17 protein-coding genes are annotated in these 18347 nt (G+C 35.5%); 4 read left to right on the top strand and 13 right to left on the bottom strand.

Annotated elements, in window-relative coordinates:
• Positions 1-460: 460 nt before the first annotated feature.
• On the bottom strand, positions 461-1233 hold a 773-nt coding region (locus tag FC66_RS08205; RefSeq protein WP_420911480.1), incomplete at its 3' end, for a serine hydrolase domain-containing protein.
• 317 nt (positions 1234-1550) lie between these two features.
• Positions 1551-2486: an agmatine deiminase family protein gene (locus FC66_RS06975; RefSeq protein WP_057974670.1), complete on the bottom strand. Its 936-nt coding sequence runs from the start codon at positions 2484-2486 to the stop codon at positions 1551-1553.
• A 388-nt stretch (positions 2487-2874) separates the two neighbouring features.
• Between FC66_RS06975 and FC66_RS06970 the strand changes: the two genes are divergently transcribed.
• Positions 2875-3549 carry a YoaK family protein gene (locus FC66_RS06970; RefSeq protein WP_057974669.1) on the top strand — a complete coding sequence of 225 codons (675 nt, stop codon included), beginning with the start codon at positions 2875-2877 and terminating at the stop codon, positions 3547-3549.
• A gap of 135 nt (positions 3550-3684) precedes the next feature.
• On the opposite strand, the gene FC66_RS06965 is transcribed toward FC66_RS06970, so the two are convergent.
• The 3 genes from FC66_RS06965 to FC66_RS06955 form a co-directional block, all read right to left on the bottom strand.
• A complete protein-coding gene (locus FC66_RS06965; protein ID WP_057974668.1) occupies positions 3685-4371 on the bottom strand; it encodes a 2,3-diphosphoglycerate-dependent phosphoglycerate mutase in 687 nt (228 codons plus the stop codon).
• Between the two features lie 71 nt (positions 4372-4442).
• Positions 4443-5648, bottom strand: a complete 1206-nt coding sequence (locus tag FC66_RS06960) for a MalY/PatB family protein (protein WP_057974667.1) — start codon at positions 5646-5648, stop codon at positions 4443-4445.
• Positions 5632-6708, bottom strand: coding sequence for an AI-2E family transporter (locus tag FC66_RS06955; RefSeq protein WP_057974666.1), 1077 nt, complete (start codon positions 6706-6708; stop codon positions 5632-5634). The genes FC66_RS06960 and FC66_RS06955 overlap by 17 nt, the downstream gene beginning before the upstream one ends.
• A 172-nt stretch (positions 6709-6880) precedes the next feature.
• Between FC66_RS06955 and FC66_RS06950 the strand changes: the two genes are divergently transcribed.
• Complete coding sequence (locus tag FC66_RS06950; RefSeq protein WP_057974665.1) at positions 6881-7603, top strand: GntR family transcriptional regulator; 723 nt, start codon at positions 6881-6883, stop codon at positions 7601-7603.
• Positions 7604-7751: 148 nt separating this feature from the next.
• Positions 7752-10130, top strand: a complete 2379-nt coding sequence (locus FC66_RS06945) for a phosphoketolase family protein (protein WP_057974664.1) — start codon at positions 7752-7754, stop codon at positions 10128-10130.
• Positions 10131-10233: 103 nt separating this feature from the next.
• Here FC66_RS06945 and FC66_RS06940 read toward each other — a convergent pair whose 3' ends face one another.
• The 8 genes from FC66_RS06940 to FC66_RS06905 form a co-directional block, all read right to left on the bottom strand.
• Positions 10234-10890 carry an ABC transporter ATP-binding protein gene (locus tag FC66_RS06940; RefSeq protein WP_318530524.1) on the bottom strand — a complete coding sequence of 219 codons (657 nt, stop codon included), beginning with the start codon at positions 10888-10890 and terminating at the stop codon, positions 10234-10236.
• Between the two features lie 10 nt (positions 10891-10900).
• The gene (locus FC66_RS06935; RefSeq protein ID WP_057974662.1) at positions 10901-11962 is read right to left on the bottom strand and encodes an ABC transporter permease; all 1062 of its coding nucleotides are present in this window, start codon (positions 11960-11962) and stop codon (positions 10901-10903) included.
• Positions 11963-12056: 94 nt separating this feature from the next.
• Positions 12057-12983 carry a hypothetical protein gene (locus FC66_RS06930; protein ID WP_057974661.1) on the bottom strand — a complete coding sequence of 309 codons (927 nt, stop codon included), beginning with the start codon at positions 12981-12983 and terminating at the stop codon, positions 12057-12059.
• A gap of 126 nt (positions 12984-13109) precedes the next feature.
• Positions 13110-13442 carry an AzlD domain-containing protein gene (locus tag FC66_RS06925; RefSeq protein WP_057974660.1) on the bottom strand — a complete coding sequence of 111 codons (333 nt, stop codon included), beginning with the start codon at positions 13440-13442 and terminating at the stop codon, positions 13110-13112.
• A 2-nt stretch (positions 13443-13444) separates the two neighbouring features.
• A complete protein-coding gene (locus tag FC66_RS06920; RefSeq protein ID WP_057974659.1) occupies positions 13445-14224 on the bottom strand; it encodes an AzlC family ABC transporter permease in 780 nt (259 codons plus the stop codon).
• Positions 14225-14319: 95 nt separating this feature from the next.
• Positions 14320-15705 (bottom strand): TrkH family potassium uptake protein, encoded by a 1386-nt coding sequence (locus FC66_RS06915; RefSeq protein WP_057974658.1) that lies wholly within the window; start codon positions 15703-15705, stop codon positions 14320-14322.
• Positions 15706-15781: 76 nt separating this feature from the next.
• Complete coding sequence (locus FC66_RS06910; protein ID WP_057974657.1) at positions 15782-16018, bottom strand: hypothetical protein; 237 nt, start codon at positions 16016-16018, stop codon at positions 15782-15784.
• A 95-nt stretch (positions 16019-16113) separates the two neighbouring features.
• Positions 16114-17544, bottom strand: coding sequence for a DHA2 family efflux MFS transporter permease subunit (locus tag FC66_RS06905; protein ID WP_057974656.1), 1431 nt, complete (start codon positions 17542-17544; stop codon positions 16114-16116).
• Between the two features lie 169 nt (positions 17545-17713).
• On the opposite strand from FC66_RS06905, the gene FC66_RS06900 reads away from it, so the two are divergent.
• Complete coding sequence (locus FC66_RS06900; protein WP_057974655.1) at positions 17714-18319, top strand: TetR/AcrR family transcriptional regulator; 606 nt, start codon at positions 17714-17716, stop codon at positions 18317-18319.
• The last annotated feature ends 28 nt before the right edge of the window (positions 18320-18347 follow it).

Here is an 18347-nt window from a genome sequence, read left to right as displayed (position 1 = left end):
TTCGTCTTTACAAGTTAAATGATAGCGCTTACTTTTACAAATGTAAATAGTTTTTTGTAAATTTTGTAAACTTAATATTTATTATTCCCTCTATTTATCGTTATAATTAAACAAAAAAAACGACTGCCTGAGGCAGTCGTTTTTAAGATTATGCTATCGTTTGGTCTTGCTTAAACAAGGTTGGATAAATTCTAATCAGTGATTTCATATTAGTGTATTCTTTCAATTTCATGTTACCTAGAGAAACAATCCCACTTTTACCATCATAAGACATTAATACGGTGGGCTCGAAGCCTCTCTCCATACCATGTGCCGTTACACGTGAGTCATTATGATATAATCCGCCACAGTAAGTTGTCTGACCCTCTGGTCTATTCAATTCTCTAACCATTGTCATCGGAACTATGTTCCCTTTTAAATATTGGCTCAATACTTTGAAAAGGTCTTTACTCGACATAANAATAAATTGCCGGTCCCTTTTTCATAATTATACTGGGCCATCGTCATCTCAGATATTTCCTTATAGTTATCCTTAGTCTTTGATTTATAACCGACTGCCCGTTCTTCATTATTAACAATATCTTGTTGAAAATCGGTATGTGCCAACCCTAACGGTTGTTTAATAACTTCTTTAAAGTAGTCTTCGTAAGATTTACCCGTTAATTTTTCAATTACAAAGGTTAGCAATAAGTAATTAACGGGTGCATATTTGTAGGTCCCTACACTAGTCATTTTCATGTTGTTGATTATATATTCATATAATTTTTGCCCGCTTAGATTTTTCCCTTTAGGTGCCACCTGAGGACCATACCCAGATACCATTTGAAGCATTGATCTTAAAGTTACATTTTTCGCATTTGGTACATCAGGTAAGAAATTACTCAACGGTTCATCCAAGTTGTGTTTTGTCTGTAGTAACGCCTGTCCTAATAGGATAGCCGTCATTACTTTTTGAATAGAAGCGATACTATACATAGAATCTTTACCATTTAGCATTTTTTTACTAGCGTTGGCATAGCCTAAACCAGTATCAGTAAATTCTTCATTGTCTTTAACCCCATAAAACGATCCAACAAAATTAGTTTGTTTCATTTTCTTTTGAAAATCATTATTAAGAACTTGAAGGTCCTTATCTAATTTTTTTGATGTTTCATTTGTTTTTTTTGCGGCGTTTATTTCGGTATTTGATTTTGCAATAACTGATTCTTTCCAAAGACTTTCTTTATTGAGCATCATTGGCCTATAAATAACTAGAAGCCCTATCCCCATAACTATCAGGCCTAAAATAACACCGGCCAGAAATACATTCATATTTTTTTTCATATTAATTGTAAAATCCCTCTTTATTTAATTGTAAAAAACCTATTTTATTATTATACCGTAATTATTAAAAATTAATAGTTACTTTTAGCAAGCTTTAAAAAAAATTATTTTTCTTTTAAAATATTATATTAACGTATTTTTTTAATTTCGACTAGAAAAATGAATCCAACATGAAAAGACTTATAAAAGTTAGTTGATAGCTGACCTTTATAAGTCTTCTCTTCATATTAATCCTTAATCGGTGGGTAATACCATGTCAAACAGTTCAGTGCGCCTCCCATTGTTGAAATATCTCCAATTTTAACGGGAACAACTGGTTTATCTACGTTCTTACGAATAAATTCTAGCATTTCATGATCTTGTTTCATGTTGAATTGTGGCACATAGATTACTTTATCCGTTTCCAACATATTAATATATAAGCCCTTAGCGGAGAATATATCTTTATCGTACTGCCCCTTTTCAGTATATGCCGATTTTAATTCAACGAATTCAGCATCTGGCATCCCTTTTAGAATTGCCTTTCGAACTTTGGCCTGAAATGCTGTATCTTTTTGAAAATCACTAATAAACATCTTTTTAGGACCAATGAATTTAATCATACCATCGGCGTGTGCTAAAGCATCTTCTTCCTCTGCAGGAATAATAATCACTGTTTTAACATCTAGTTGTTTTTTAAGCGTCTGAATAACTTCTTTTTCCGTTAATTGATCATTATCTTCAAAAACGCGATCAGTCATTACAACAACGTCTTTTTTATTCCAAACAACGTTTCCACCGTCCACAATCAATTTAGAAGATTCTGTCTTAATTTCATTTTGCTTCAAAAATCGATTGAAAGACTTATCCAAATATTTTGCATCTTTCTTTGGTAAGTAAGAGGGTTGATAGCGAAATTTTACCATTTTATTTGCCACTACCGGTGCCACATCACGCAACCAAATGTCATCATAGTCCGTATTAATTCTTTTTGAAACTTTCGAGTCCTTCGTTAAAGTTTTAACTGAATCTTGCCCTTCGGCTTTTTTCGCAAATTGATTACTGAACTGAGTTAATTCTTGGTATAGCGGTTGATAATAATCATTCGACTTCAAAGGTAATGCTGTAAAAATGACGCCACCTTTATTCGGTTTCGTTTCTTGTTTGCCAATTGTAAACCACATTATTAATCCTCCTATGATAAGCGTAAAAGTTATTGCAATACCAATCCATATTCTTCGTCTTTTCTTCATAAGATTAGCTCCCCTTTTACTGTTTTTTACAGTGTATCACGCCTTTTCTTTATATAATTATAATAAATATATAAGTCCGCCACGCCTCATCTTTTTGCCCCTTGACATGCCTTTTTATAATAAATATATAATTATTATAAAAAAATACTGACCATATCTATGCCTACTAAATAAATGGGACGACTTGATTCAATTTAGTAACAACTCAAATTTCCATCTTTACGTTTCTACTTGGCGAAACTCTGAAAGACCTTTTAGTCGCTTCTTTTTTTGGGAACGCTTATACTCAATTTATTGAACGAATACTGAAAGGAATTTAATGATGAAACAGATAACCCCAATACACGAAAAATTACTTTTCAGCAGCTTTCTAGCAGCAGCTGCTGGCGGATTTGATGCTTATACCTACCTGGTTCACGGTGAAGTTTTTGCCGGGCTACAAACTGGGAATTTAATTTTACTTGGTACACACATTGGTCAGCTCAGCTTCTCCACTGCCTTACATTATTTAGTACCCTTGTTATCCTTCATGCTGGGGACCATTTTGGCGCACTATCTTCAAAATAGGCTTCCTGAAAGTGATACCTTGGTACGACGCAAACAACTAATTATTACTTTTGAAATTATCTTGCTCTTATTAGTCGCTTTTATTTCACCTGTTATTCCTGACATGTTAGCAAGCGCCCTCGTCTCAATCGCGGCCGCAGCCCAACTTCAAGAATTCAGACGACTCAACAATGGCCCATTCGCCTCACTTATGATGACCGGAAATATTAGAACCTTAGCTGAATCTCTCTTCGAAGGTATTGTCCGACACGATACAGTCGCGAGAACTAAAGCAGTTGAAATTGGTACGATTATTTCTAGTTTTACTGTTGGCGCTGCTGTAACTGGCGCGGTTGTCCCTTATCTTGCTGAAAAAACGATTGTTTTGTCAGCAATAATTCTTTTAATGCCACTTTTCTTGCTCACTTATTCGACCAAAAATAAATAAAATAAGGGTAACTATCAAGAAACCGATAGTTACTCTTATTTTTTTGACTAATTTTATTGCACCAATATTATCCGCAGCCACCCCGGCTGCTTTGCACAAAAAAAGACCGTCCAAAAGGACGGTCTTAAATTTAGATTAAAGTTTGATTTTACTTACGATGTTTAATTTGTCATCAAGATCGTAAACAACTGGTTCGCCAGTTGCCATTTCAACACCCATGATATCTGCATCAGAAATGTTTTCAATGTATTTTGTAAGGGCACGTAATGAGTTACCATGTGCAGCAACGATTACATTTTTGCCTTCAAGTAATTTAGGAGCGATTTCGTCTTCCCAGAAAGGAATAACACGTTCCAAAGTAACTTTTAAGTTTTCGCCACCTGGGATAGCTTTAGGATCTAAATCAGCATAACGACGATCGTTAGCTGCTGAACCTTCATCAGATGCACTTAAAAGTGGAGGTAATGTATCGTATGAACGACGCCATACAAGAACTTGATCTTCACCGAATTGTTCTGCTGCTTCGGCTTTATTTTGGCCTTGTAAAGCACCATAATGACGTTCATTTAAGCGCCATGATTTGATTTCAGGAACCCATAATTGGTCTGAACCTTCAAGTGCGTAATGTAACGTTTTGATAGCACGTGTTAAAACTGATGTGTAAGCTTGATCAAATTCGATTCCAGCTGCCTTAATCTTTTCACCAGCTGCTTGTGCTTCAGCAACGCCTTGTTCGCTCAAGTTAACATCTACCCAACCTGTGAAAAGGTTAGATAAGTTCCATTCACTTTGTCCGTGACGAATAAATACTAATTTTGCCATAAGATAAAATCCTCTTTTTCTATTTTTAGTTTACTGGTACATTTTACACTGAAATCGCCTAAATTAATAGTCTAATTTAAGTGATTCAGTTTAGCACCCTTGAGCCCTTTTAACAACTGATCTACGGCGATTTGAACTGTCCCTAAATCCGTCGCTAAATTCATTCTAATAAACCCTGGAGTTTCTTCGCTAAACCACTGACCATAATCAACGGCCAAGCCACATTCTTTTTGCATAAATTCTTTCATTCTGTCCGCTCTGACATAAGCTGAAAGGTCTATCCACATCAGATAAGTCCCTTCTAGTTCACTAATTTTAATCTCTGGAAATTTAGAAACTAACTGATGACTGACTTCTAAATAATTCGTTCTGACAATACTTAGAATTTCATCCAACCAGATTGCGCCTGAACGATAGGCAGCTTCGCCTGCAACTCGTCCCATTAAACTACCTTCTGGTTTGTTTAAATGTTTCACAAGTTTGTCATATTTAGCACGTAATTGAGAATTTGGAATAATGATATGTGAGTTTTGTAATGCGGCTAAATTGAACGTCTTTGATGGTGCGTTAACAACAACCATATTATCTCGGTAACGACCATCATCTATTGATAACGCCGATATAAAAGGTTTATTTCCAACAATTAAGTCCTGATGAATTTCGTCAGAAATCACCATGACATGATTCTCACGACATAGTTCAAGCAGTTGTGTTAACTCACTTTCCGTCCAGACGCGACCCACTGGATTATGTGGTGAACATTGAATCAGTAACTTAACGTGGTTCTCTTTAATATCACGTTCAAGTGCCTCAAAATCCATTTCATATTGGTTATTTTCATGTTTTAAAGGCGTTCGAATCACACGTCGTTGATTGTCTTCAATCGCACTATAAAATGGGTAATACACAGGTGTTTGAACTAAAACATTGTCACCTGGCTCGGTCATTAAATCGACTAATTGGTATAATGAATTAACGACTCCTGTCCCAAAACGCATCCATTCCTTATGCATCTCGATGCCATAACGGGTTTGCTGCCATTCAAAAAAAGCATCATAATATGAATCAGGAATTGTTGAATACCCGAAAACACCATGTTGTACACGGGCAACTAAGGCATCTGTCACCGCTTTAGGTGATTTGAAATCCATATCCGCAACCCACAATGGTAATAGCTGATCGTCACCATATTGTTCTTTTAAGTTATCCCACTTAACTGAGTTTGTATTTTTTCTGTTTACTCTAAATTCAGCTAAAAATTTATTTTTCTTTGCCATCAGTTTGCTTATCTCTCCTTAGTCTTTTGATTTTAACGCCCCGTCCTCTAGTCCCAGGAATCGACTTCACACCTAAGATATCTAAAAGGAAGGTAAAAATAGGAATTCCAACAATCAAACCCCATGTCCCAAATAATTCTTCACCGACCAATAGAATTACAAATGTGAAAAAGATTGGTAATTCTGTCCGACTCGACATGAACTTAGGATTTAACACATAAGCTTCAAGTAAATGAACCACCATAATCATAATTAAGATATAAATAACATCACGAATACCACCGACAGAATATCCAACCAAACTTAACGGTATACATGAAATCAGTACACCAGCCACAGGGATTAAACTCATTAAGAAAATTAAAATTCCTAAAGGCAATAACTGCGGAATATTCATAAAGTACAGGCTGGTAATCGTAATAATTGTATTAACTGTTGCGATAAAAAATTGGGCTTCGATCACGACCCCAAATGACTTCACGAACTTCTCACCAAAATAGTAAACATCTTGGAAGAACCAGCCAAACTCACTTGATAAAAAGTTTTTTGAGAATTTTGCCATCTGATCTTTTTCAATCGTGTAGAAGAAACTTAATATTAATGACAACAAGAACGTTGCCGCCATAAATCCGATACTTGTTAAGTATTTAAAAACGAGTGTGAATCCACTTTTTAATTGTGGAATAATTTGAGACTTACCAATAGAATTAACGAACCACTCCATCATCACATTCGTTTCATCACCCGGATTTTGATAAAAATTAATCACGTAATGAGTCATTGAAACTGTCTGCATAACTAAAATTGGTAAGTACTTAGTAATTGCCAAATACAATAATGCGAGAATTGCCAGATACACGCCAATAACGATTAATTGGCTATTAATTGGTAAATGTCTCTGGATCATATTTATCAACCTAACCATTAAATATGTAAAAATAAACGTTAATAACACAATACTAATAACATCTTTTGCAAGGAAAATAACCCCAATAATTGTACATAGAACAACGAATCTACGTAACTTAATATTTTCAATAAAACTTTGCCAAATTTCCAATAGACACACTCCTTTAATCACAGTCTTCATTGTACAAAAAAATCACTGAAATGTCTGTACTTCTTACTTTTTAATTACATAATATCAATCTATTTCAAAAAATATCGACTTGTTGAATATTAAAACTTATGTTTAACTATGATTATTAACGCTACGAAAGGAGTCCCATTTTATGGCCGAATTAATTTATAAACAACTGATTAGTAAACTAAAAAAAAGAATCACTGCGAATGAATTCCCCGACATGAAACTCCCCGATGAACGTAGTCTAAGTGAGACTTACGAAATTAGTCGTAGTTCAGTAAAACGGGCCCTAGGTCAGATGGCCAGTGATGGCATTATATTTAAAAAACGAGGATCTGGGACATTTATTAACCCGTTATATTTAAAAAACAAAACGGTTTTCAATTATGCGGGAACTAACTTAGGTGTCACAGATGGTTTCGAAATGAACGGAAAAAGTCCCAAAGTTAAGGTGTTAAGTTTTGAAGTAATTGCCCCATCAGAAGACTTACAGCGTAACCTTTTCTTAAATGCGGATGACTTTGTTTACAAAATTGTTCGTCTTCGTTTATTTGAAAAAACACCATTCATGATTGAGACAGGATATATTCCCATCAAAATTGTTCCTAATTTATCACGTGTTATCGTTAAGGGATCCATTTTTAATTATTTAGAAGATGCTCAAAATCAGGCGGTTACCAAGTCTTCCATTTCAATTTATGCTGAACCTTCTACCGAAAATGATCAAGCCCTTTTAGATTTAAAATCAACAGAGCCAGTCAGCATTATGGACGGTATTTTTTTTCTAGATGATGGCACACCATTTGAATATTCAAGCATGAGATTCCATTATAAATTCTCTAAATTCAATACTTTTATGTCCGTTAAATAGCCCATTTAACGGCTTTTTATTTAATTTTTTAAAAAATTGGTACGTTCCAATAAACTAAATGATTGACTTCTGTTTGATGTTTGTTATTATGGTCATATAGTAAGCGTTATTAATTTAACAAATAAAACCTTTAGGAGAGTGTATAACTATGACAGAAACTGATTTTTCATCTAAATCATATTTAGATAAAGTTGATGCTTGGTGGCGTGCAGCAAACTACCTTTCAGTTGGTCAACTTTATTTAAAACAAAATCCATTATTACAAACTGACGTCGTTCCTGAAGACATCAAAGTTAACCCTATTGGCCATTGGGGAACAATCTCAGGCCAAAACTTTATTTACGCTCATTTAAACCGTGCAATTAACAAGTACGACTTAAACATGTTCTATATTGAAGGACCTGGTCATGGTGGCCAAGTAATGGTTTCTAACGCTTACCTTGATGGTAGTTATACAGAAATCTATCCTAAAATAACTCAAGACCTAACTGGTATGCAAAGATTGTTCAAACAATTTTCATTCCCAGGTGGTGTTGCTTCTCATGCTGCTCCTGAAACACCGGGATCAATTCATGAAGGTGGCGAATTAGGTTATTCATTATCTCATGCTGCTGGTGCTATTCTTGATAACCCTGATGTCATTGCTGCTACAGTAATTGGTGATGGTGAATCAGAAACTGGCCCATTAGCAACAAGTTGGTTCTCAAATGTCTTCATTAACCCAGTTAATGATGGTGCTGTATTACCAATTCTTGATATGAATGGTTTCAAAATCTCAAATCCTACAATTTTATCACGTAAATCTGATGCAGATTTAACGAAATACTTTGAAGGTATGGGTTGGGATCCAATTTTCGTTGAAGGAACTGATCCTGAGATCATCCATCCTGATATGGCTAAAAAAATGGATCTTGCTATCGAAAAAATTAAAGCAATCCAAACTGAAGCTCGCAAACATCCAGCTGAAGAAGCAACAATGCCTAAATGGCCTGTTATGATTGTCCGTACACCTAAAGGCTGGACTGGTCCAGCACAATGGGATAACGAACCAATCGAAGCTTCATTCCGTGCTCACCAAGTGCCAATTCCTGTAACACAACGTCACATGGAACATATTGACTCACTTGTTGATTGGATGAAATCATACCGTCCAGAAGAATTATTTACAAAAGATGGTAAATTAATTCCTGAATTAAAAGAAATGGCACCTAAAGGCAACCAACGTATGGCAATGAACCCTATTACTAACGGTGGGATTAATCCTCAAAAATTAGTTATGCCAGACTGGAAGAAAAATGCTGTTGATACATCAACTCCAGGTGCTGTAACAGCACAAGATATGATTGTTTTCGGTGATTTTGCTCGTGATATTATCGAAGAAAATCCTAAAAACTTCCGTATCTTCGGACCAGATGAAACTAAATCAAACCGTTTGAATGCTGTCTTTGAAGCAACTAACCGTCAATGGTTAGAACCAATCAAAAAAGGTAACGATGAATGGCAAAGTCCTGTAGGCCGTGTTCTTGATTCTCAATTATCAGAACATCAAGCTGAAGGTTGGATGGAAGGTTACGTCTTAACTGGACGTCATGGTTTCTTCGCTAGTTATGAATCATTCTTACGCGTTGTTGATTCAATGTTGACACAACATTTCAAGTGGTTACGTAAAGCCAAAGAACAATCATGGCGCAACCATTACCCATCATTGAATGTTATTGCAACATCAACTGTATTCCAACAAGATCATAATGGTTATACTCATCAAGATCCAGGTATCCTTGGCCATTTAGCTGATAAGAAACCTGAATTCATCCGTGAATATACACCAGCTGATGCTAACAGTTTATTAGCTGTTATGAATACAACACTTCAAAGCGAAGAATTGATTAACTTGGTTGTTTCAAGTAAACATCCACGTCCTCAATTCTACTCAGCTGATGAAGCTCAAGAACTTGTTGAAAACGGTTTGAAAGTTATCGATTGGGCAAGTACTGCTAAGGGCGACGACGCTGATATCGTTATTGCCGCTGCTGGTACAGAACCTAACTTGGAATCTTTAGCTGCTGTTGATCTTTTAAACGCAGCCTTCCCAGAATTAAAAATTCGTTTCATCAACGTTGTAGATATCTTAAAATTACGTCATCCTAAGATTGACCCTCGCGGTTTCTCTGATGAAGAATTTGATAGCTACTTCACAACTGACAAACCAGTCGTATTCGCATTCCATGGTTTCGAAGCTATGGTTCGTGACATCTTCTATGATCGTCACAACCATAACATCGCAATTCATGGTTACCGTGAAAATGGTGATATTACTACACCATTCGATATGCGTGTCTTGAACCAAATGGATCGTTTCAACCTTGCTAAAGATGCTGTCTTACAAGCTGGCCATTTAGGCGCTATGGGTGATGCATTTGTTAAAGAAATGGATGCTAAGATTGCAGAACATGAAGCTTACATTCGCGAACATGGTGATGATCTTCCAGAAGTTAACAACTGGAAATGGACATCATTAAGATCATAAACTATTAAATTAAAGGGAGACGCAATTGCGTCTCTTTTTTTGTTCCAAATTAAAAGACAGCATTCTTTTTAAATAAGAATACTGTCTTTTAATTTATCCATTACTATTCTTCCGTCAATTGTCCGTCCCGCATAAAGAATGTTTTATCTGTATAAGCTAATACATCCTCATCGTGCGAAACCATAATAATCGTTTGACCTGTTTTCTTCGTAATATCGGCCAACTGTTTAGCAACTTGCTTTGCTCTTTTGCTGTCCAGACTTGCCGTGGGTTCATCTGCAAAGACTATCTCTGGCTGACTAAACAATGCCCTAGCGATTGCAACACGTTGTCTTTGTCCACCTGAAAGACTTGCCGGATACTGATTTCTTTGGTCCCATACGCCCAATTCACGTAACATTGCTTCAGGATCATTATTCCCTTTTTTACTACGCATTTTACTTACTAACTCAAACTGTTCTAAAACTGTTAAAAAAGGAACTAAATTTGAGCCTTGTAAAATAAATCCAAATTCGTTAAATCGTAAATGCGTGCGTTCTTTTTCACTTAATTTACCAATTTCTAAATCTTTAAAATAAACTTCACCATCGGTTAGTCCCTGCAGCCCACCCATAATTGTTAACAACGTTGTTTTTCCGGAGCCTGAAGGACCAGTTAATCCAATAAACATTCCAGGTTCAACAACTAAATTAATATCTTTGAGTGCTAATTTGGCACTATCACCTTTTCCAAACATCTTGGACACATTCGATAATCGCATTAAACTCAATTCAGACACCCCCAATTGCATCAAGCGGATCAACACGTAATATTTTAGAAATTGAAAATAGTGATCCCAGAATAATCATTAGCAATAAAACAAGTGAGAATCCAGAAACTAAAAACGCGTTATTTAAAAATGGCACAGCGGCCGGTAGCGTCAATGCCGTTGCCACATCCGCAATAATTCCAAGCCCAATCCCTGCTATTCCTAACAATGATGATTCCCAGATTAAACTTTTAACTAAGGTTCCACCAGAAATCCCTTGTGCCCGTAAAACACCATAAACAGCCGTTTTCTCAATCGTTAAGATATACATAAATATACCGACGATAAACGCAATAATAACAAAAAGAGCCCCAATCATTAATGCAAATGTTTTTACCTCTGGAGCGTATCCCGGTATATTGTTAATTAATTCATTCGTTGTTAACGTTGTAAATTGTGTTTCTTTTTTTATACCTGCCGAATTTTTTAAAACGATTGCATTTATTTTTTTATTTGAACTACCCGGCCCATACCTCAATGTCTGATAATCAGTTAATCGTAAGTAAACAACAGGTGATGTCGTATATTTGTTCCTGGTAGTTAATCCAACGACCGTATAAACTTCATCCACGTTATTAATTTTTATTTTTTGACCTAGTTTAGTTGCTTCCAATCCATTATCAACAACAACTTCGTTAGCTTTTTGTGGCATACGTCCTTGAATTAATTTTGGTTTCAAAAACTTATTAAATTGAATACCAAAAACGCTGATATTAGCTTTTTTTTCATTCTTACGACTAGCGACACCCATCATTTGACCTAAGTAAGCATAGTCAGAGCTTGATCCTGAAATTTCAGGTAATGCGTTACTTTGAATTTCCGATGATGATAAGTTATCATTCGCGTATTGGCTAATAACAACATTATCTGCATGCCAATTATCAATTGATGAACGATTATTATTCGCAAGTCCGAATGCTAAACCCGTTAAAAAAAAGATGAGATATGATACTAGAAAGATCGTGAAAATAATAAGCCCATATCGAAACTTATTATGTTTTATTTCTTTAATAGCTAAGTACATAACCTATTCCCCCAATTTTTTACTATGTCATATGAATACTTAAGAAAAAGAACACAACCCCAGTAAAATCAAGGATCGTGCTCTTAAAAGTATTTTATTTGTAATCACGTGCTGCAATGGCCTTAACAGTTGTTTTTTCTTTAATAGACTGTTTAATAATTTTAGCAACGTCTGAATCGCTAAACGCTCTAGGATTTACCCCAGCAGATCTAATTGCGTCACGTGCTTCCTTGATACGTGCTGCCGTAATTTTATCACTACTTGCATCAACATAATCCGATGAATTCGTCGTGTACTCATTTGATCCAGAATACTTCGCCGCATCATCCTTTTCTTCTGATGTTAGTTCCGCTGATGATGAACCAGAATCGGTATTAGGCTTCGAAGTAACGCTACTGCTACTTGATGATAAAGATGATGAGCTTGAGCTCGTTGAACTACTTGTTGGATATCCAATAGCTGCTAATTTCTTATCATTGCTCTTTTGTAAATCAGTTGCTTCTTTCTTAAAATCTGAATAATAATTTTTATCAATATCACTATCTTTTAAAATTTTGTCTAACTCAGTATTCGATGCCGTATAACTATTTTTTGCAGTTAAATCTTTTGCAGTATCATAGCTTGTTGTAAATGATTCACGTTTTTTAATAACTGTTGTTAATTCTTTTTCTAAATTTGTCGCACGTTTTTTAATAACCGTAGATGCATCACGATCTGCTAAAACAACACTTATTGCATCTTTTGCCTTAGCATACTGGCGTGCTTCAACCTTATCAAGAACAGTCCTGTAATGAGTTACCTGTGTCTTATAAGCTTGTGCAGTAACATCATTTGATTTCTTTTGTAAAGCAATGTCGAAGTACTTTTCAGCGCTAGCATACTCTGCATCCTTGATTGCGGCTTTACCGTCCTTCATTGCTGTATCATAACTTTTTCCAGTTTCCGCGTGTTTTGTTAACCCGTAACCACCAAACATACCTACAATGATGATCACTACTATTCCCCATACCCATTTTTTCATTCTAACTACACCTCTTAATTATCATATTTATACTAACGCCATTATATCACGGAATATTGTTCAATCGCTAATCAAAAATAAGAATTCGGATTCCCAATGAAACCGAATTCTTATTTTAATTTATATCTACAAAACAAGTGACAATAACATAATAGCACAGAGTCCAAGAACAACTGATAGACCCATTGACCGCGTACGGTAAGCAATCGCAAAGACGATTACTGCTGCTATTAACTTTGTTACGTTATCTACACCAACAAACTGAAATCTTGAATTAATAAAAAGATCTTTAAAAACTAATGCTGAAAATAAAGAAACGGGTACATACTTCATCCATTCATTAAACCATTCCGGAATTTCTCGAGATGCGAAAATTCGTAATGGAATGAATCGAGGTAAATATGCAACAAACGCAGATAAAATAATTAATAAAAAATGATCCATTGTTGTCATTTCCATAGTTAACTTTCCTCAGAAACTTTAGATTTTCTACTGATCGTATGTCGACTTGCTCTTGGTTTAATCGTATTCAATAACTTGCTACGTTTACCTTTTTTAACGACTTCGTGCTCTATTAAGAACCCAACAAAAGAGGCTAACAACGTTGCTACAACTAATCCCATCGTACTTTGAAATAACGTCATAAATATAATTGCCAATATTCCTGACAAGACGCTAATCAGGATTGTTAAGTAATTTTTGAGTTGCATAACAATCATATAAATAAATAGTGATGTTAGTGCAAATTCAACAATACTTAAATTAATTTTTAATCCGGCACCAATGAGGCTACCCACAACATTACTCATTGTCCAAAATAATAATGAGTAATGTTCAACCATCAAGGCATCTTTTGGTTTCCATTCTTTATCTGTCGCAAACTTTAAGTAATTAACTGCATAATTTTCATCGTTCAGTGATGCCGCAAATATGTATAGGAATTTACGACTAGTCCCTCGAATGTATTGCGATAAACTAGCACCTAATAAGGCGTAACGCAATTCAAGGAAGAATAACATGGTAACAATCGAAAGAATCGGCGAATGAATTGTCAGCATAGATGCAATCAAAAACTGTGCACCACCTGAGAAAACAAGCACGGAAACTAATCCTGCTAATATCGTATTGAAGCCTGCCGCATGGAGTAAAATCCCACATGCGAGTCCAATTGGGATGTAACTCAGACAAAGTGGCAGCGCAATTTTTAGGACTGTGAGCCAGCGTTTTTCCGTTTCTTTCACGATAATCCTCCAGTAATATAAAATGGTTTTGCGGTATAAATTATAGCATACATCTGTTTTTTAATACTCTTTATTTAATAACTTTAATCGAAAAGTCATCCAATAATGATTTGTTCTGAAGGAAAACGGTATTTTTCATCCCGATCTTTTTTCGAAACGAAGAATATCAACATATATAACATCCCTACACGTCCAACAAACATCAGGATAATAATGACCATTTTACCAATGACGCTAAGCGAACTAGTAATACCTGTTGATAATCCCGTTGTCCCAAAGGCAGAGGTTACTTCCACAATTAACGAAATGAGTGATTGGTTTTCCGTAATACTTAAAATAAAAACCGCCATCAGACACATCAAGATGGACAAATTAACAACGACAATCGATTTTTGAATATCATTTTCATGAATTCTTCGGTTGAAGACATTCACGTTCTTATGCCCCCGGATAAATGAGAGTAAATATAACCCCAAAATACCAATTGTCGTCGTTCGGACACCACCACCAACAGAGCTCGGACTGGCACCAATAAACATTAAAATAGAGAAAATCAGTAAAGTTGTTGTATTAAAATCGCCAATTTGATTTATCTGTAATCCCGCATTTCGCGTTGTCACACTATAAAACATGGCCGTGATTGTTTTCTCAATAACCGTTTTATTTGCAAAATAGCCATTATTCTCAGATAAAAATATCAGAATAGTTCCAATAAAGAAGAATCCAACCGCGAAGCTACCCGCTAATTTTGCAAATAGTGAGAATCTAAATTTCTGATTACCCGGCTTAAACCAAGTCATTTTAATCCACGCTAATACTTCAATGATAACTGGGAACCCAAGACCACCTATAAAAATTAAAATCATAATTAAAAATAAAAAAAAGTAATCTTTTGAATACGGAATAATGGATTGACCAGTAATATCAAAGCCCGCATTTGTCAGTGCTGAAATCGAAATATAAAAACCGTCAAAAATTGATTTGGCTAGATGTTCAAATCCATCACGTGCGTACAGGTAACATGAAAAAATTACGCCAAATACGGCCTGAATTGCCAACATAATACCAAAGATCGTGTAAACCAAACGAACATTCCCACTTAAACGTGGTTGATTCATATCGGTCTGAATCAGTCGTCGCTGTTGTAATCCAATTCGACGTCCAGCAATTACCAAGATAAATGTCGATAACATGGTGATTCCAAAACCACCTATTTGAAATAATATTTCGAGTAAAACAATACCATTTTGATTATAGACTTGCTCTAACGGAAATGTCGTCAGTCCGGTAACACTAACAGTTGAAACGGCCATAAAGATCGTATCGATAAACGAGATATTCACACCCGGTTGTTTAAAAAATGGGATACATAACAAGAGACTAGTAACCACAATTAATGACAAATAATAAAACACGACAATTTGTACGGGGGATGCCAACAGATTGGCTTTATCTAGATATTTTTGAATCCATCTATTCATCTTGTCATCCCCCTTTTTTAGTTTAATTTAAAAAAAGAGGTTAGCGCTAAGTACGCACGCTAACCTCTCATTCTAATTATTTAATTAGTTCTAATCCTGCATAACTAATGACAACTTTTTGTTTTAATTCTTCAGCCGTTTCGTTCTTAATAAATTCCTTATCGAATTTAATAATAGCCGAATTTTTTAGTTGTTTTTCAACGACCCCAGTAAAGAATTCGTTGTTAGTTTCGAAACTAACGCGTGTATCAGCTGGGAATGGAATCCCTTTTTCGTTGACTTCAAGATTTTTTTCATCAAAATGACTTAACATAATTTGGCCTCCTATTGTTTTAAATATTAATAAATACAGTATACCGCTTTTCAATGATGATTACGACCCATTAGTGCTAACCAAATATAACTCATCTATAGTTCTTTTATCCCGCCAGTTTGTCTTTTACGACTCAACATCATAGCTGGAATGGTAAGGCTGACAACGAATATTGCCGACCACATAAATCCATAGTGATACGCCTGAGCCAACTGCGTAACATTTACAACATGATGCGTCGTCGTATAGGTTGTGACAGCCGTCGCTAAAATGGCTGTTGCAAACCCAGCACCAATTTGTTGAAATAAATTAGAACTAAGTGAGGCTGCTGCTGAGTCTACTTTATCTAATCCCACATAAGCATCCGCTTGCGTCGCAGATTTTACCGCTGAACCACCAACTCCTCGTATGAACATGACAATTGCAATTAATAAATAATGACTTGATGCGTCAAAGTAACTAAATGGAATAGTCCCAACGAGCGTTATGCCAATTCCAATAATAGTAACCCAACGAGCTCCCAAAGAATCAATTAAATTACCAATTGCAGTTCGCGAAACTAGCATCCCAATTGATTGTGGAATCAAAGATACCGCCGCAACAATTACGCTTTCACCTCGAATATCTTGAAAGAAAAGAGGTAAAAGTAACATTGGTCCAGAGGTCACAAATCCCGATAAAAAGATTCCTAACATGGATCCAGAAAAATGACGTTGTTTAAATAAATGTAAAGGCATCACGACCCTTTTACTATTCAATAGTGCGTACCCTACATAGATCATAGCTAGAAAGATTCCGGTACCAACGTATGATAACGTCGCCGTATTGTTAAACGTTCCTTTAGTGCTGGCTTGCACAACGCCATAGATACTTGTCGTAGAAATGGCAATTAGCAATGCAACACCAAAATAATCAAATTTTATAGACTTATTTTTTGGTGCAACCTGCGGTACTTTAAGTATCAGTAATATAATCGCCACAATAACGACCGGTACATTGATAAAGAAAATCCAGCGCCATGAGAGATACTGAACTAATAGTCCGCCAATTATTGGACCAACCATTGGACCAAGGGTCATTGGAAGACCAATAACGGCCATCATTCGTCCCATTCTATCACCACCAACGGAATCAACAAGCAAGGTGAACATCACCGGCATTAATAGTCCACCAGCAAATCCTTGGATTAATCGAAAGATAATTAAACCATTAATATTCCAAGAAATACCCGCCAATAAAGATGCCATTCCAAAAGCGATTTCTGCCCACAGATAAACAGATTTACCAGAGAACCTCATTACTAACCAACTTGAAAATGGTACGGCAGCACCCATAGCCAGAATAAATCCGGTAACCGTCCATTGAACAATTGATAAACTGACATGAAAATCAATACTTAACTGATTAACTGCAATATTAACCATAGTGGAATCTAACATTGGTGCCATAATACCAAGTACCATAATCCACGCAATAATAACCAAGTTATGCGGAATTGGTTCAAGTTTCAAATTTTTATTCTTCATATTTAATAAATCTCCTAATAATTATATTTAAAGTACACGTTGTATCTTAAATATAATATACGTCAACGTAAACTCAAAGTCAACTTTTAATTACATGTTGTATTTATTTTAATAACATTATGTAACTATGTTATACTTAACGTACCTAAAATGAAGGGATTTAAAGATAATGACGGATAAAAAAAGAGCACCCCGGAAAACAAAAAAAGAATTAACTAAAGATATCTTTCAATCAGCCATCAATATTTTAAATGAAGAAGGCTATGAAAATGTCACTTTTTCAAATGTTGCTCGACTGGCAGGAACAGGACGGCCCGTCCTTTATCGCCGTTGGAAAACGCCATTTGATTTACTTCTAGATGCCGTTGATTATTTCTCAGAAGATGAGATTTCCGATTATTCAACTATTGATTTTTCAGATAAAACATTACGTGATAATTTAATTTCAATACTTAGTCATTTCAATGCATCATCTCAGTTCATGCGTGCTTTCTTATTCGAACTTGGTCAAGACACGCCGTCTGTTCAAAAATATTCAAATCAAATGCGCCAACAAAACTTATCATTAATGGATCAATTATTGTCACAAGCCCAGCTCTCTGGCGAGCTTCAATACACTGTTACTGAGGATATTAAGCTTTTACCTTTTAATTTATTACAGTATCAGGCAATGATGACACCCAATGATATGACACCACAATTCGTTACTGATTTTGCAGTTCGGATTGTTGATCGGATTGTTTTACCAGCCATCTTAGCCCAACAAAAAAAATAAGGAGGCTGTGACATAAGTTTCTAAATTA

This window comes from Dellaglioa algida DSM 15638 (assembly GCF_001434695.1).
In the GTDB taxonomy this organism is placed as follows: domain Bacteria; phylum Bacillota; class Bacilli; order Lactobacillales; family Lactobacillaceae; genus Dellaglioa; species Dellaglioa algida.
The sequence above is the reverse complement of the archived record's forward strand: the minus strand, read 5'-3'. Positions and strand labels throughout refer to the sequence as shown.

What these genes read in the sequence shown, in the direction of transcription:
- FC66_RS06935 (WP_057974662.1), bottom strand. Translation starts at nt 11,962, where the DNA reads ATGTACTTAGCTATTAAAGAAATAAAACATAATAAGTTTCGATATGGG.
- FC66_RS06965 (WP_057974668.1), bottom strand. Translation starts at nt 4,371, where the DNA reads ATGGCAAAATTAGTATTTATTCGTCACGGACAAAGTGAATGGAACTTA.
- FC66_RS06960 (WP_057974667.1), bottom strand. Translation starts at nt 5,648, where the DNA reads ATGGCAAAGAAAAATAAATTTTTAGCTGAATTTAGAGTAAACAGAAAA.
- FC66_RS06970 (WP_057974669.1), top strand. Translation starts at nt 2,875, where the DNA reads ATGATGAAACAGATAACCCCAATACACGAAAAATTACTTTTCAGCAGC.
- FC66_RS06905 (WP_057974656.1), bottom strand. Translation starts at nt 17,544, where the DNA reads ATGAAGAATAAAAATTTGAAACTTGAACCAATTCCGCATAACTTGGTT.
- FC66_RS06930 (WP_057974661.1), bottom strand. Translation starts at nt 12,983, where the DNA reads ATGAAAAAATGGGTATGGGGAATAGTAGTGATCATCATTGTAGGTATG.
- FC66_RS06900 (WP_057974655.1), top strand. Translation starts at nt 17,714, where the DNA reads ATGACGGATAAAAAAAGAGCACCCCGGAAAACAAAAAAAGAATTAACT.
- FC66_RS06915 (WP_057974658.1), bottom strand. Translation starts at nt 15,705, where the DNA reads ATGAATAGATGGATTCAAAAATATCTAGATAAAGCCAATCTGTTGGCA.
- FC66_RS06945 (WP_057974664.1), top strand. Translation starts at nt 7,752, where the DNA reads ATGACAGAAACTGATTTTTCATCTAAATCATATTTAGATAAAGTTGAT.
- FC66_RS06940 (WP_318530524.1), bottom strand. Translation starts at nt 10,890, where the DNA reads ATGCGATTATCGAATGTGTCCAAGATGTTTGGAAAAGGTGATAGTGCC.
- FC66_RS06975 (WP_057974670.1), bottom strand. Translation starts at nt 2,486, where the DNA reads ATGTGGTTTACAATTGGCAAACAAGAAACGAAACCGAATAAAGGTGGC.
- FC66_RS06910 (WP_057974657.1), bottom strand. Translation starts at nt 16,018, where the DNA reads ATGTTAAGTCATTTTGATGAAAAAAATCTTGAAGTCAACGAAAAAGGG.
- FC66_RS06925 (WP_057974660.1), bottom strand. Translation starts at nt 13,442, where the DNA reads ATGGAAATGACAACAATGGATCATTTTTTATTAATTATTTTATCTGCG.
- FC66_RS06950 (WP_057974665.1), top strand. Translation starts at nt 6,881, where the DNA reads ATGGCCGAATTAATTTATAAACAACTGATTAGTAAACTAAAAAAAAGA.